This is a genomic window from Arthrobacter sp. ok909 (assembly GCF_900104405.1).
GTDB classification, from domain to species: domain Bacteria; phylum Actinomycetota; class Actinomycetes; order Actinomycetales; family Micrococcaceae; genus Arthrobacter; species Arthrobacter humicola.
In genome coordinates this window covers 21,072-36,490 of sequence record NZ_FNJS01000022.1, presented here as the reverse complement: position 1 = coordinate 36,490, position 15,419 = coordinate 21,072, and the positions used below count along the sequence as shown (strand labels likewise).

Sequence of the window (15,419 nt, the reverse complement as noted above, 5' to 3'; positions counted from 1 at the left end):
CAAACCCTTCGACAACACCTCACGTAAGGACCTCGAAAGATGAAACAAGCAGCCCACAAACCAACCGCAGGGCAGCAACGGACAAAAGGAGTTACCAGATGAGCCTCAAGGACCAAATCGTTCTGGTAACCGGATCAAGCGGCGGTATCGGCGATGCAGTCGTCGACGCCCTCACAGCCGAAGGGGCCCTCGTCATAGGCGCCGACCGCGCCCCGAAGGAGGGCCAGGTGCTGGCGGGCTTCTTCCCGCTTGACATCACCTCCGAAGAACAATGCGCCACAGTCGTCCGCGACACCACAGCGAAGTACGGGCGCATCGACGCCCTCGTCCACGCAGCCGGGGTCCTGGGCCCCACGCCGGACATCATGAAAACAACGACCGAAGAATTCGACTCCATCATGCGGATCAACGGCTCCGGCACGTTCTCCATGGTCCGGGAAACCGCACAATCAATGATTGGGACCGGAACTCGAGGTGCCATCATCATCCTCTCCTCCGTGGCAGCCAAAGAAGCCCGCCTCAACTACCTGCCCTACAACGCAAGCAAACTCGCGGTACTTCACATCATGTGGTCCTTCGCCCAGCTGCTCGGCCCCAACGGCATATCGGTCAACGCCATCGCGCCTGGCCCGGTAAACACTCCCATGTGGGCACAATTCGCAAAAGACTCAGGACCGGACGCAACCGCCAACCGGGCCAAGCGCGCCTCAGAACTTCCCATGCGCCGGTTCGCCGAACCAGACGAAGTCGCCCGCGCCATCCTTTTCCTCGCCGACCCGGACAACCGCTACATCACAGGCGTGTCCCTCGATGTAGCAGGTGGCGCGCACCTCGGTATGGGGACCTGAGAGCAGCGAGGCTTCCATGTTTCACGGGAGAACCGTTTTGCGCGGGGTGGGTGCTTCAAACTTCACGCCGAGACAGTCGAGCGTCTCCGATCCGCCGAGGTTTTGGCTCAGGCCTTGATGGACGCCAGACACAGATAAGGTAAATGCCGTCAGCCTGACCGTTACCAGCGGTGGCCCCCTGCAAATATGCCACAGGCTGGTTTCGCAATTGTCGTGGGGACACGTCACCATCCTCCTGGACAACATCGCCGGCCAGGAAAGACGGGAAGCATACGCCGCCGCTGCGACCCAATACGGGTGGCCCCGGAACGTCCTGCCGAACACGATCATGAATAAGTCCCTGGAGCGGACCGGGGCCGCTCCGTCGAACTTTGCGCAACAGCTTGTTGCGCAGGATTCAGTGCCCGCCCAGCAGATCGCCAAGGACCCCTACAACTTCGAATTCCTGGGCCTCTCCGAAGAAGTTGCCGAACGGGACCTCGGAAATGCCCTCACCGCAAGGATCACAGAAACGCTCCGGGAGCTGGGCCCCGGCTTCGCTTTCGTGGGACGGCAGGTTCACTTCGACGTGGACGGCGACGACTACTTCGTCGACCTCCTTCTCCCCGACGAACAACACCTTGCCGTTGCACTTGACTGCGCTCTGGCGGTGGCCAGCAGGGAGCCTGGGGCCCGGTGGTGATGACGGCCAGTTCGGCGCCGAGTTCGAGTATCCGCGCTGCGGTATCTTCCAGTGGAGTCCCAGGATGCAGTCAGTGTGCGTCGTCGTCGCTAAGTTTGACGACGTCGGTGAACGGGACGAGTTCTTCGAAAATGGTTTTGGCTTCGTGGTGGCTGCCCAGGAGCGCCGGTCGGATGTTGGGGTCATCAGTGACCAGGCAGGAGTCTTTGCATTGAGCATCATTGACCGGGCTGTAGCGGCTCCGGGCGAGAGTAAGGTCGCGATGGAGCCGGCGTGGAAGATCTTCGGCAGGAATTTCGGCGTGATCGGAGGCGGTTCCCGGTGGATGGCGAATTCGTAGCGAGCGGACCCGTCCGGGGCGAGTGTGGCAGTGGCTGTTGCCGTCCTGCTCACGGAGGTCGATCCAGGCGGCAGTTGCACCCGGCGTTTTTCAGATGATCCCCGATGAGTTCCCCGGGCCCGTCCTCGCCAATTGCGGTCAGAAAGCCGGTGCCGACGTCGAGCCGGCCGAGCCGGTACGCGACATTCGCCGGCGACCCGCCGGGGTGTTCGACCGTGCGGGCCGTGGTGATAGCGATGTCGATGAGCGCTTCCCCGGCGACGATGACGTCCAGTATCAGGCTGGGCTCGGAAGGGCGGACGTTCACGTCGTTCATTCTTATTGGTCCGCGTCGGACAGTCTGAGGAAGCCCGGTCGGATCCCGTCACGGGCGTGAGTACCTGTGACGGGATCCGACTGGCATCGCATATACCGTTTCGTCAGGGGGTTGGCCGGATCGCGGTATCCGGGCTATAGGAAGTGATCGTCGAGGCGGCGCCACTGTCCAATACCTTCGAATGGGTCGTTGACGAGTCAAGAACCACGTGCTGGGCGGGGACGTTGGCGATGACGTGGTTGAGCGCGACGACGTTACTGTCCCCACCGGCGATGAGAATGATGGTGGGCTGGACGTTTTGGGGAATGACGTGGGCGGGAGGGACGTCGTAGGCGAAGACGTTGTTGGAGATGAGGTTGTTGTCTCCGTTCACATGGAGAACCCCGTAGAGGTCGTCGAGTCCATTCGACTTGCCGAGGAATGGCGGGAACCCCTCGGTTCCCCGCCTGAAGTGATTGGACGAGACAAGGTTCTCCTTGCAGCCATCGAGCAATCGCATCATGCCGGGGTAGAAGCCCTGCAGGCGATTGGATGTCACCGAACACCTGTTGCTTCCCGTGAACTCGATCAGGCTCCGTCCTCGGGGAAACAGGTTATTGCCGGTGACGAGCAGTCCCTCATGGTTCTCTGCACGGATCGTGACACCGTCCGGGCCAGCGCCCATAAGGTTGTCGCTCACTGTCGTCGCCTGGCCCGACCCCGTGAGTTCAACGCAGTTTCCGCATTCGGCGATCATGTTGTCATGCACACGCAAGGCGTCGGCGCCGCGGACGATCAGTGCGTTCTCCAGGTAGACGAATCCCATTCCCGTGATGTGCAGTGAGTCGTTGTCCGAGGCCACTTCAATTCCGGTCCGGCCGTTGTGGTAGCTGTTCTCGTCGGGTGCGAAGGCCACCCCGTCAAGGCAAAAGTCTCGGAACACGATTCCGGACAGGCGCGGGCTGCCGGCTCGACGCACGAGGAATGCCTGGGGGGTTGCCGCAGGGGTGAGGACGCGGATGTGGCTGCCTCCGGGCTGGAGGTCCAGCCACCCCGTGGTGTCCTCGTTGTAGGCGATGCTGCGGGAGAAGAAACCGTGGCCGAAGCCCGCGATGGTCAGAAAGCTGATGTCGACGACGACTTGAGTGCGAAGGTCATAGTCGCCCGGCGGGATGAAGATGACTGCTCCGGGTTTCCCGTCGGGGCGCGTCTGTCGCCGCTTGATGTCGGCAATGATGTCGTTGATGATGGCACCGACATCGGACTGAGCTGTGATTTCGGGATGTCCCTTGATCTTCCAGGCGGTCACATCGTAGGCGTTGGGCGAGTCGAACAGTGCCCCTTTGCCCTCTTCGTCAGCATTCGCGTTCTGTGCGATTCCCAGTGTCAGGACCGCCGCCAGGGTGCCTGCGGCACCGGCTCCGATCATGCGGCGGCGGCTTGGATTCGCCGTGCTGAGATTCATTTCATTCGATCGTTCCACCGATTGTCCTCCATGCAGTCAAAGATTGCTTCGTTGGGATCTTCAGGCGCCGTGGGGCCTGCTGAGCTTTGTATCGTGCGGTCCGTTCCGCTGCTCGCGTGTCGGCCTTGCACCGTTGTTCTGTAGAGGCTGGGCCCTTCTCGAAAAATCGATCGATGCCAAACGTTGCCAAAACGATTCTTCAGGCCCTGGACAAAGGTAGGGGGACGACCAATGCCCTGTCAACGCCAAAATCTCGGCTCGAGTGTTTGGCGCAATACGGGCCGATCTCCATAAGCCGTCCGGAGGCGAGGCTGCTCCGGTGTGACAGTTGACACGCCGTTCAGCAAGGTTTTATGGTTAATGCCAAGTCGTTTTGGCAAAACGGTTTTTCACTGATCATCCAGTCTTTAGGTTTTTCCGTTCCCAGAGAAAGGGAGTCGACAGCGATGTCTTCTCGAAAAACAATCTCCCGGCTCGCCGCCGCGGGCAGCCTGTCCGCCGCGGTGCTGCTGGCCGCCACCGCCTGCGGGGCCGGGGGCCCCGCCGCGTCCGGCGGCGCTTCCGGCTCCGTCAACGTGCTCGTGGAGGCTGGCGGTCACGCCGAGCTGACCGCGATAGCCGAAAAGTGCAGGCAGGAAACCGGGGTCAGCGCCAATTTTGTCGAGCTCCCTTACGACGGTCTCTTCAACCGGCTCTCGAGTGAGTTCTCCTCCGGCAGCGTCTCCTTCGATGTCGCGGCCCTTGACTCGGTGTGGCTGCCCAACTTCAAGGACGCTGTCCAGCCGCTCGACGAGCTCTTCACTGACGATGTCAAGAAGGACATCTTTCCGTCGCTGGTGAAGGAAGCGAATGTCGATGGACATTTCATCGGGATGCCGGCGTGGACCAATGCCGAGATCATCCTCTACCGCAAGGACCTGTTCGAGGATGCCAAGAACAAGGCCGATTTCAAGGCCAAGTACGGCTATGATCTCGCGGCCCCCACCACCTGGAAGCAGTACCAGGACATTTCGGAGTTCTTCACAAAGGACGGGATGTACGGCACAGATGTCAAGGGCGCCGTGGAAACAGAATGGATGGCGCACGTACTGCAAGCCGGATCGCCCATGGTCCTGGACGCGAACAACAACGTCGTGATCGACAACGCGGCCCACAAGGAGGCATTGGACTTCTACGTGAGCCTGACCAGGTCAGCCCCTCCGGGTGCCGCCCAGGTGGACTGGGCCGCAGCCCAGAACCTCTTCAACCAGGGCAAGACCGCCATGACCCGCTTCTGGGCCCACGCTTACCGGCAGATCCCCAAAGACTCTCCCGTCTACGGCAAGGTCGGAACCGCGGCCATGATCGGCGGCTCCGCCGGCGTGGCCGGGGTCCCGGGCCCGTGGTACCTGTCCGTTCCGAAGGCAAGCAAGAACGCCGAGAACGCCAAGAAGTTCATCAAATGCGCCTATGACCACAACGACCTTGGCATTCAATCCTCGCTCGGACTGGCCTCACGGATTTCCGCGTTCGAGAAGTACCAGGACCAGCCCGGTTACGAGAGCTTTAAGCCGCTGATCGCCACCCTCAACGCACCGGCCACAGCCACCCGTCCCGCTACGACAAAGTGGCAGCAGATCGTCGACACCGTCCTGGTGCCGACCCTGCAGAAGGCAGTCGCCGGCGGGGACACCGCAGCGTTGCTCTCCGAAGCCAAGAAAAAGGTCCAGGACCTGATCAAGTAAGCCCTTCGCGGCCGGCACCTGCAAGTAGCGGTGCCGGCCGCGAAGACCCACCAAACAGAAGAGAATCCCGTGCGTATCCCTGATCGCCGTTTCGCGCTGTTCCTGATGACCCCTGCCGCCGTTTTCCTGGCGGTGTTTGTGGCCTACCCGCTCATCCGGCTCATCACCGACAGCTTCTACAAAATTTCCCCCAACGTTGGCGGCACCCGCGAATTCATCGGCCTGGCCAATTACGTTGAAGCTTTCAGCTCCGAAGCCTTCACTGGCGCCGGATGGCGGACCCTCGCCTACACCACCATCGTCGTCACGCTCGAGTTCTCCCTGGGGCTCGGCATGGCCCTGCTGTTCACGATGCTGGGCAAACGGTCGCAGATCTGGCGGACCGTTTTCCTCTATCCCCTGATGATCGCCCCGATCGTTGCCGGACTGCTCTGGAAGTTCCTGATGGCCGATAACTTCGGTCTTGTCGGAACACTGCTGTACCAGGCGGGCATCCTGCAGAACCCGAACCAGATCGGCTGGCTCTCGAACCCGGACATTGTCCTGTTCTCCGTGGCCATCCCGGACATCTGGTTGACGACATCGTTCATGTGCCTGGTGCTTTTCGCCGGCCTCCAGAACATTCCGGGCGACCTCATCGAGGCGGCCCGGCTCGACGGTGCCAAGGCACCCGCGCTGCTGTTCCGCATCATCCTGCCGCTGCTCCGGCCGGTGATCGCCGTGGCACTTGTGGTCCGCGGGATCGACGCTGCGAGGGCTTTTGACACCATCCTGATCCAGACCAACGGCGGACCCGACTCCGCCTCCGAAACCATGAGCCTGCTGATCTACCGGACCATGATTCGCTTCGGCGATCCCGGACTGGCCAGCGCCATGGGCACCATTTACCTGCTGGCCATGCTCGCCATTGCATTCTTCGCCGTGGCCATCATCTGGCGCCCAGGAAAGGACATCTGATGAGCACCGTCGAGACACACGATCCCGGCAGCCGGCAGGCGCCGCAGAGCCCCGGCCCCCGGCACTCCCGCTTTGTCGCCGCCGTGACGCGCCAGCCCCTTCAAGCTCCCGAACAACGGACCGTACGTCGCAAGAGCCACAACAGGGAGGGACTTGAAGCCGGAAAGCGCAGCACACGCACACTGCTGTGGGTTCTCCTCGCTGCCGCTCTGGTCCTCTACGGGTTCCCGTTTATCTACCTGATGCTGACATCGTTCAAGACGCCCATTGATACGATCGCCGTCCCGCCCACCGTCCTGCCGAAGGAATGGACGTTGGACAACTACGCGTCGGCGCTCGGCCGCAGCGGAGTGCTGCCCTCCATCATCAACAGCGTCCAGACAGCGGTGATCAGCACTCTGCTGTCTCTGGCGCTGGCCGTTCCCGCAGCGTATGGCATCACCCGCTACAAGACCCCGAGCGGGCGCGTCTTCATCATGGCAGCGCTCGTAACCCGGATGGTGCCGCCGGTAGCCATCGGCATCCCGCTCGCGTCGATGATGGCCGGTGTCGGTCTGGCCGATACCCCGATCGCACTGGCCATAGCGCACGCGACGATCTCGCTGCCGCTGTCCATCTGGCTCATGTCCAGCTTCTTCGAAGCCGTTCCCCAGGACCTGGAAGAGGCCGCGACCGTCGATGGCTGCAGCAGGCTCGGCGCTCTCTGGCGGGTAGTAATTCCCGTCGTGTCCGGAGGCATCGCCGTTACCGCGATCTTCGCCTTCCTCGCCTCGTGGAACGAGTTCCTCTACGCGCTCCTGATGACAGCCATCCGCTCCCAGACCACGCCGGTGGTCATCGCAAACTTTCAGACCCAGTTCGGCCTGGACTGGGGGTCCATGACGGCCCTCGCCGCCGTCTTCTCCATCCCGGTCATTCTTCTCACCCTTCTCTTGCAGCGCAAGATCGTCGCAGGCATGACGCTGGGCGCCGTCAAGGGCTAGACAACCAACAACGAAACGAACAACAAGCCGCACGCGAAAATCGAAAGGTGCGCGAGAGACCATGGAATTTTGGCAGCCAAATAGCCCGCACAACGGGTTGGCACCAGGACAGCGACTATTCCTCGGTAGCCTACTGGTATCAGACCGGCAAGCACGCGCATCACGAAGAGTTGCCTCCGGTCGAGGAACGGCTTCCTCGTCGCTGGCCCGAACCCGGCCCCTGGGACGAGGGAACCCGGCCCCTCAAGAGCAACATCAACCATAAGGACGTGGGAGACACATGAGCAACAGGAACATCGGTATCAAGGACGTGGCAATCGCCGCCGGCGTCTCGGTGACAACTGTGTCCCACGTCCTCAACGAGGTTTCCTACGCCCGGATCAGCCCCGAGACCAGGGACAAGGTCAGGACGACTGCGGAGCAACTTGGCTATGGCCCCAACCGCCTTGCCCAGGCCCTTCGCACCCAGAGGACCGGCATGCTGGGTCTGGTCAGCGAGGATATCGCCACGACGCCCCACGCAGGCCGGATCATCCTGGGCGCTGAGGAGGCCGCCAAAGCCCGGGGGTATAACCTCATGATCATCAACACCTCCGGCTCAGCCAGCCTCGAATCCCGGCAGGCCGACGTCGAGGCTCTCCTGGAACGCCGGGTGGACGGAATCCTTTACGCCACCATGTACCACCGCGAAGTGGAGCTGCCGGCCAGCCTCGGCAGCGTGCCCTCCGTCCTGGTCGACTCGGTGGCCACCGGCGGAAGCATCACAGCCGTGATCCCGGACGAAGAAGGTGGTGCACGCGCCGCCGTCGGCGCGCTCCTCGAAGCAGGCCACACCCGGGTCGGCTTCGTCAACAACACCGATGATGTCCCCGCGACCCGTCAGCGGCTCAAGGCCTTCCGGGCCACCCTGACTGAAGCAGGGCTCGACGGCGACGCGGCACCTGTCGAGTCCGAAGTCTCCGAGGTGCAAGGCGGTTATGAAGCGGCCCGGCGGATCCTGGCACGCGAGGACCGGCCCACCGGCTTGTTCTGCTACAACGACCGGATGGCGATGGGAGCCTACCGCGCCGCTGCGGAATTGGGACTTGCCATCCCCGCTGACCTTTCGGTCGTCGGCTTCGATGACCAGGAACTGATCGCCGCCAACCTTCACCCGGGCCTCACCACCGTGGCCCTGCCGCACTACGAGATGGGTGCCTGGGCCGCCGAGCACCTGATTGACGCCGTCAAGGGGAAGACCGACCTTACCCTCATGGCCCTTCACCCGACCATTCTGAGCTGCCCCCTCGTGCGCCGCGACTCCGTCGCGGCTCCCCGTCAATAGGCAGCCAGCCCCTTCCACTTCCCAAGAGGAACGCCAGACATGACCAGTTGCCTTGATGCCGCACACCCGGAAACAGCCCAGGCCGGAACCACCCGCTTCCGGCCCGCCATCCACTTCACAGCGAAGGACACCTGGCTGAACGATCCCAATGGCCTGGTTTTATACGACGGCGTGTACCACCTCTTCTTCCAGAACAACCCCGACGGCAACGTCTGGGGCAACATGTCCTGGGGCCACGCCACCTCCCGTGATTTGCTGCACTGGACGGAACACCCTGTTGCCATTGTCTGCGACGAGGCAGAGGACATCTTCTCGGGGAGTGTCGTAGTCGACCACGGCAACACCTCCGGTTTCGGCACGGCGGAAGCACCCGCCCTGGTAGCCATTTACACCAGTGCCTACAAAGCCGCGTCCGAACACAGCGGCACGCAGGCCCAGTCCCTGGCCTACAGCACCGACGCGGGAATGACATGGCAAAAATATGAAGGAAACCCTGTCCTCACCAGAAACTCCGCGAACTTCCGCGATCCCAAAGTCTTCCGCTATCAAGGGGACCAAGGTGCCTGCTGGGTCATGGCCGCCGTCGAAGCGCAGCACCAAAAGGTGGTCTTCTATCGTTCGGAAGACCTCAAATCCTGGGACTTCCTGAGCGACTTCGGGCCGGCCAACGCCGACGCCGGCGAATGGGAGTGCCCCGATCTCTTTCCCCTGGCGGTGGACGGGGACCCGGACAACATCAAATGGGTCCTGATCGTAAACGTTAACCCCGGCGCAGTGGCAGGCGGTTCCGGCGGCCAGTACTTCATCGGGCACTTCGACGGCGCCCGGTTCACCCCGGACGCCGGTTCACTCGCGGCGCCAGCAGGACTGGCCGCCCTCACTGACCCCAAGGCGCGCTCTGCAGCCTTGCAACAATGCCTGTGGCTGGACTGGGGACGCGACTGCTACGCCTCAGTATCCTTTAGCAACGCCCCGAATGACCGGCGCATCATCATCGGCTGGATGAACAACTGGGACTACGCCAACGAGCTGCCCACCGCCCCCTGGCGGTCCTCGATGACCCTCGCCCGCGACGTGCGCCTCACAGCAGTCAACGGCTCCGCCCGTCTGATCCAGCAGCCGGTCCTGGCCGGACCCTGCGCAGGAGAAGAGCTGCCTGGTGCCAAGGACCAAATGAACGCAGACGCCTTTGAGCTGCAGGATTCAGCCCTCCGGTTGCCGGATGCGGTACCCGGTAGCGCCCAAATCATCGAGGCGGAGATACTGCCCGGAAGCGCCGAACGTTTTGATTTCCGACTCTTCGGAAGCAGCGACGGGAGCAAGGGCACCATTCTTAGCTACAACACAACCAGCGCCCAACTCATCCTTGACCGCAGACAATCAGGAAACACCAGCTTCCACGGGAAATTCGCTTCAGTCGAGTCAGCACCCGTTGACCTTGAAAACGGTGTGCTCAAATTACTCATCGTCGTGGACCACTGCTCGGTGGAAGTATTCGTCCAGGGCGGCAAGGTCGTCCTGACTGATCTCATCTTCCCCGAAACCGAAAACCCGGAGAACTGGCTATCGGCTGAAGGAGGCCCAGCAACAATACTGAAGCTCGCGGTCTCAACACTCACCTAACCGCAGGCTGGAGGTAACGGCGGAGCGATGAGCCTCCCGGGAATCTTCCTCATACCCGCAAACCAATATCCACCTCACCCCGATGCCACGTAGACGTGCGCCTTTCGCGCTTCGGGCTGAATCGAACTTGGGTGACTCCATGAAAGGTCCAGAAATGCCAGCAGTCCAGCACACCGACGATGACCCCAAACCGAGCATTGATGTCATTGTTATCGGCGAGGCCCTCGTGGACATAGTTGTCTCTCCCCGAGGCACCGTGGAGCACCCCGGTGGATCACCCGCCAACGTTGCCTACGGGCTCGGACGGCTGGGTGCGGACACCGCATTGTTGACCTCGATCGGCGACGACCACCGTGCCGCCGCCATCGAGAAGCACCTTCGAAGCGCCGGTGTTCAACTCCTGCACGGCTCCAGGGGGCGTGGACGAACCGCTACGGCCACCGCGGTCCTGGCCTCCGACGGTTCAGCACAGTATGACTTCGACATCCGATGGGACCTCCCGCGGACCGCTCCGGCGACCCTGCCCAAGATCCTGCACACCGGCTCGATAGCCACCTTCCTGGCGCCGGGGGCGGCAGTAGTGAAGGAGCTTCTCGAGCAATCCCATGAGCGCTGTGTCGTCACCTACGATCCCAACATCCGCCCTGCACTGCTCGGCAGCCACTTCGAGGCCAAAACCCTCTTCGAGGAACTCGTCCCATTCACTGAGGTAGTCAAGCTCAGCGACGAGGACGCGCGGTGGCTCTATCCGCGGCTATCCCTGGACGACATCGCCAACCGTGTCCTCGAACTGGGGGCCGGACTCGTCGCCGTCACCATGGGAGGTGAGGGATCCCTGCTCACCACGGCAGGCACGCGGGTAGCCGTCCCCTCGGTTCAGTCTGCCGTGGTGGACACCATTGGGGCAGGGGACTCGTATATGTCTGCCCTGATCTACGGACTCCTCCTGCGAGGAGCGGATGGGCTGGCACCATCGGTGCTGGAGTCGCTGGGCCGCATGGCATCCAAAGCAGCGGCCATCACGGTACGCCGTGCAGGTGCCCAGCCCCCAACGTCAGAGGAACTGCAGGCCGAACTCCCGGAGCATCAACCGGTGGCACCGTAACCCTCCACAGCCACCACATCGCCAGTTGGCCCGACTTCCGGCGCCCTCAAGGGCCGGGGACGCAAAACACAAAGGGAAGAACCTATGTCAAGCAAGAACTACTACGACGTGACGGCCTGGCCTGTCGGCAATCCGTTAGAGGACGTCGGTGAAGTAATCAACAGCATCATCGCCGACATCAAAGACCGGCAGACCGCCACCGATGCCAACAGTGGCGGAAAGCCGGGAGCGGTGATCTACATTCCACCGGGGGACTACCACCTCCGTACGCAAGTGCTGATCGACGTCAGCTTTCTTCGAATCCAGGGGTCGGGACACGGCTTTGCGTCGTCGAGCATCCGCTTCAACGTGCCCGAAGACGAATGGCCCGACCTGCATGAGCTGTGGCCCGGGGGGAGCCGCATCCTGGTCGACATTCCCGTTAGCGGAGACATGGAGGAATCCAAGGGAGCGGCCTTCTACGTTGCGCGAAGCGGAAGTCCGCGGATCAGCTCGGTCGAATTCTCGAACTTCTGCATCGACGGGTTGCACTTCAACTCGGATGGTGCGGGGATGCCTCCGGAGAACACCTACGTCAACGGCAAGACCGGTGTCTATGTTGCAGACGCCAATGACTCCTTCCGCGTGAACGGCATGGGATTCATCTACCTCGAGCACGCCCTCACCATCTACAAAGCGGACGCGCTTTCCGTTCACGACAACTTCATCGCTGAATGCGGAAGCTGCATCGAGCTGCGCGGGTGGGGACAGGCGTCAAAGATCACCGACAACCTGATCGGAGCAGGCTTCAAGGGCCACTCGATCTACGCCGAGAACCACGGCGGGCTCCTGGTGACTGCGAACAACGTCTTCCCCCGGGGTGCCAGCAGCGTCCATTTCAACGGCGTCACGCGTTCAAGCGTCACCAACAACCGTTTGCACTCGTTCTACCCAGGGATGGTGGTGCTGGCAGCGGACAGTTCGGAAAACCTGGTGGCCACCAACCACTTCCTGCGTGACCATGAGCCCTGGACACCCTTCCTGGGAGTCCACAATGGACTGGACGATCTCTGCGGACTTCTCTGCGTCAGCGGCAACAATAACTCCGTCATCGGCAACCACTTCTCCGAGGTCATCGACTCACAGAGCATCCGGCCCACAGGTGCGACGCCTGTCATCATCCGGCTGACGGCGGGCGTTGGCAACTTCGTCTCCAACAACCACGTAGTGGCGCTGGACGTTCACTCCAAGTCAAGTGACTCCTGCTTCTCGGCTCAGGTGGACGCTCTGCTGACGACCGAGGCTTCGGACGGCCTCGCCGTTACGGCCGTCATGGTTGATTCCGAATCAGCGCGAAATACGATCCTTGATTCCGGAAGTGACGCCCAAGTCATCGCAGACAGGGCCGTTAACGCCGTTAGGGCCACACCCACGGTCGGTTTCTAGGCTCGCGCACTGGCCTCTGGAGGACTACATAGAGGCGCTAGTGTCGGATATCGGTTGCAAGCTATTGCCATTGGTTGAGGAACTCGAGGTCGCGGTGCGGCAGCACATGAGCAACGTATATGTGGCCACGAACGCAACACTGCTGCGTTCCTCGATGGGGGAGCGCGGCAGTCGTGTGCAAGCGCTAGAAAGCAACTAGAGAAGTGTGGACAATGTCCACACTTCTCGCTTCGGTCTGGCTCGTACACCCACCGGACTGCTCCGGTTTCCGCGTGTTTCCGCGGGCACCTAGTGTTTGCAAGGATTGGAATGCAGTTCGAGTCCCACCTCGGGCACAGTGTTTCCGCAGGTCAGAGGCTTTTTGTCTTTTTTCTGTTGACAAAGCTTGACATGTGTAAGCCTGCGGCGTAGCGATAATCCCCTTTGGAAGTGCGAGGCAGGTCTCATTCCTGGTGGGGTCTTTATGCCGGCATTCCTGCTGGCATGCTTGGTTCGTTGTCAGTGCCGATGGCTACAGTGGGTTTATTCCGGCAACTTCCCAGGAGAACTCACATGCCTTTGACCGATACCGCAGAGCTTGATCAGCTACTCGGCTTGGCCTTCTCGATGCACTCATCACCCGGATCCTACGCGTTTGTGCTTGGGGCGGGGATTTCAGTACCGAGCGGAGTTCCCTCTGCGTGGGGTGTCCAAGAAGAGCTGATCCAAAAGGTTGCAGCCGTGGAGAACGAATCGCCGACGGATCCGTTCGAATGGTACTCCCAGCGGTTTGGCGTTGAACCGTCGTACGAGTCATTGTTGGAGAAGCTGGGGCCAACGCAAGTTGAACGTCAGAAGCTTCTTCGTCGTTTCTTCGAGCCGGACGAGGAAGAGCGTGAACAAGCTCTGAAGCGACCTACCCAAGGTCATCGAGCGATAGCCAGGCTTGTTCGGTCCGGGAAGGTTCAAATTGTCCTGACCCTCAATTTCGACAGATTGATGGAGGCAGCTCTCCGCGACGAAGGCATCGAACCCGTCGTCGTTAGCCATCCCTCTGACATTCACGGGTTGCCGCCGCTCCACACCCTCGGCGCTCTCGTTGTCCACCTGCATGGTGATTACCTGAATCCGACCGCGATGCGAAACACGCAGCAGGAACTGGCCGGTTACGAATTGCACGTGGATCAGTTTCTGGATCGGATCACTTTCGACTACGGGCTGGTGCTGGTCGGCTGGTCGGCAACGTACGATCCGGCACTCGTTCGTGCTCTGAGTCGCAGCCCTCGTCGCATTTACACGCCGTATTGGATTGAGCCGAGAGACCTCAGCGAATTGGCTCAGGGCCTGCGATCTGCACTCGGCGCTGTCAAGGTTTCCTCGACGGCGGACGCTGCTCTTGGGAATTTGGCTGACGCCGTTGACTCGTTGGGGGAGCGGGCTGCGCGGCACCCCCTCGCCGTAGCTGCCGCGGTAGGCACTGCCAAACGCTATCTTTCCGGCAGAACCACCGCTATCGGGCTTCACGACCTCATCAAGCAGGAGCTTGATCGGCTAAGAAAGCAGAACGATCTCCTCCTGAGTCATACGGGTGAAGAGTCGCCCGACGGCGGATACCGCGCGATGGTCGCCCGCGTGGAGGAAGCAACCTTCGTGCCGACGGCTTTGCTGGCCACTGCAGCCTACTGGGGGAGCGAGTCCACGGACCGCTGGTGGATTCCGGAAATTCCCAGATTCGCCGGGCAAGCCAGAGGAAGTGGACTGACAGATGTTCTTCGCCTCCAGATGATTTGCGCAGGCCAGTTTCTATACTCCGCAGGCGTGGCCGCAATTGCCGCCGGACGATACGAACTCGCGCGATCACTCATTCGCATGCCGGTTCCAGCCCCCTATGAAGGGGTCACGCTGGCTGGAGACGCGCTGACACCTGAAACCATAGTTTCGAGTTCAGGCTCGCCGGCCAAGCTGCTGTTTCAGCGCATTGAGCCAATTTTCGTTGAACATCTGGCCACCGGAAAGCAGCAGTTCGACGATTCGTGGGAGGCCTTTGATTTTCTGAGAATCGTAGAAGTGATACTGCAACGCGCCGGTTCGCAGGAGGCCGCGGACAGGCTCCGAGCGTCCAACGCCGCCTTTGCGGCCGCCAAGGAGCGAATGGCCGCGGCCAATGCTTCTAACGATGCCGACGAACACGACGAGGCGTCCTCGGCGCTCCGGTTGGCGATGCAGGCTGCCGACCGGGCGCTTGGACAGTACGCTGACATGATTCCAGTTTTCCGCCCCTACCTACGGGTCCAGCACGCTCCTCGGGGAATGGCACATCGTTCGGTCGTGGGAGGAAGAATCCTTGGACAGTTGGAAAATGAGGGCCAATCATCGCCAATTTTGATCGCGGGTTTTGGCGGAGGTGATCTTGAGCTGTTGATTTCCACGTGCCAGGCGGTCGATGTGGCAATTGGTCGAGTGGGGCACGAGGCTGCCTTTGCCAGTCTCCCGCGCGGCGGCGGCATCGTTCCGGATCACTTCCGCATCGGGGATCTGTAGACGCGGCCCTTGGACGATCTCACGGCCGCTCATAGTGTCACCTTGGAGTTGTAGCAGTTGGATCCAGCCGAGGTGAAGCCTGGAATCTGCGGGCACGGCTTCTGCAACCCGGTATAGCGCAAGATCGC

13 protein-coding genes are annotated in these 15,419 nt (G+C 61.5%); 11 read left to right on the top strand and 2 right to left on the bottom strand.

All coding sequences use genetic code 11. The features are described 5' to 3' along the window. Window positions 1–98 precede the first annotated feature (98 nt). The 3 genes from BLR03_RS16390 to BLR03_RS24490 all read left to right on the top strand — a co-directional run bounded on the left by BLR03_RS16390 (window position 99) and on the right by BLR03_RS24490 (window position 1,870). Entirely contained in the window at window positions 99–848 is a 750-nt protein-coding gene (locus BLR03_RS16390) for an SDR family NAD(P)-dependent oxidoreductase (RefSeq protein ID WP_091254696.1), read from the top strand. 208 nt (window positions 849–1,056) lie between these two features. Then, window positions 1,057–1,530 carry a PDDEXK nuclease domain-containing protein gene (locus tag BLR03_RS16385; RefSeq protein ID WP_254788549.1) on the top strand — a complete coding sequence of 158 codons (474 nt, stop codon included), beginning with the start codon at window positions 1,057–1,059 and terminating at the stop codon, window positions 1,528–1,530. Between the two features lie 64 nt (window positions 1,531–1,594). Next, complete coding sequence (locus BLR03_RS24490; protein WP_091254690.1) at window positions 1,595–1,870, top strand: hypothetical protein; 276 nt, start codon at window positions 1,595–1,597, stop codon at window positions 1,868–1,870. Window positions 1,871–1,919: 49 nt separating this feature from the next. Here the strand turns inward: BLR03_RS24490 and BLR03_RS24485 are convergent, their stop codons facing one another. Further along, window positions 1,920–2,177, bottom strand: coding sequence for a PfkB family carbohydrate kinase (locus BLR03_RS24485; RefSeq protein WP_175460588.1), 258 nt, complete (start codon window positions 2,175–2,177; stop codon window positions 1,920–1,922). A gap of 112 nt (window positions 2,178–2,289) precedes the next feature. Further along, window positions 2,290–3,630: a NosD domain-containing protein gene (locus BLR03_RS16370; protein WP_091254683.1), complete on the bottom strand. Its 1,341-nt coding sequence runs from the start codon at window positions 3,628–3,630 to the stop codon at window positions 2,290–2,292. Window positions 3,631–4,076: 446 nt separating this feature from the next. On the opposite strand from BLR03_RS16370, the gene BLR03_RS16365 reads away from it, so the two are divergent. The 8 genes from BLR03_RS16365 (at window position 4,077) to BLR03_RS16320 (ending at window position 15,291) form a co-directional block, all read left to right on the top strand. Then, on the top strand, window positions 4,077–5,354 hold the full coding sequence (locus tag BLR03_RS16365) for an extracellular solute-binding protein (protein WP_091254680.1): 1,278 nt from the start codon (window positions 4,077–4,079) through the stop codon (window positions 5,352–5,354). A gap of 69 nt (window positions 5,355–5,423) precedes the next feature. Then, a complete protein-coding gene (locus tag BLR03_RS16360) occupies window positions 5,424–6,311 on the top strand; it encodes a carbohydrate ABC transporter permease (protein ID WP_091254677.1) in 888 nt (295 codons plus the stop codon). Then, window positions 6,311–7,294: a carbohydrate ABC transporter permease gene (locus BLR03_RS16355; protein ID WP_254788548.1), complete on the top strand. Its 984-nt coding sequence runs from the start codon at window positions 6,311–6,313 to the stop codon at window positions 7,292–7,294. The genes BLR03_RS16360 and BLR03_RS16355 overlap by 1 nt, the downstream gene beginning before the upstream one ends. A 280-nt stretch (window positions 7,295–7,574) precedes the next feature. Then, window positions 7,575–8,618 carry a LacI family DNA-binding transcriptional regulator gene (locus tag BLR03_RS16345; RefSeq protein WP_091254674.1) on the top strand — a complete coding sequence of 348 codons (1,044 nt, stop codon included), beginning with the start codon at window positions 7,575–7,577 and terminating at the stop codon, window positions 8,616–8,618. Between the two features lie 39 nt (window positions 8,619–8,657). After that, on the top strand, window positions 8,658–10,241 hold the full coding sequence (locus BLR03_RS16340) for a glycoside hydrolase family 32 protein (protein ID WP_091254671.1): 1,584 nt from the start codon (window positions 8,658–8,660) through the stop codon (window positions 10,239–10,241). 154 nt (window positions 10,242–10,395) lie between these two features. Further along, window positions 10,396–11,346, top strand: coding sequence for a carbohydrate kinase family protein (locus BLR03_RS16335; RefSeq protein ID WP_091254668.1), 951 nt, complete (start codon window positions 10,396–10,398; stop codon window positions 11,344–11,346). A gap of 84 nt (window positions 11,347–11,430) precedes the next feature. Then, window positions 11,431–12,771: a NosD domain-containing protein gene (locus tag BLR03_RS16330; protein ID WP_091254665.1), complete on the top strand. Its 1,341-nt coding sequence runs from the start codon at window positions 11,431–11,433 to the stop codon at window positions 12,769–12,771. A gap of 552 nt (window positions 12,772–13,323) precedes the next feature. Beyond that, window positions 13,324–15,291, top strand: a complete 1,968-nt coding sequence (locus BLR03_RS16320; protein WP_175460591.1) for an SIR2 family protein — start codon at window positions 13,324–13,326, stop codon at window positions 15,289–15,291. Window positions 15,292–15,419: the final 128 nt, after the last annotated feature.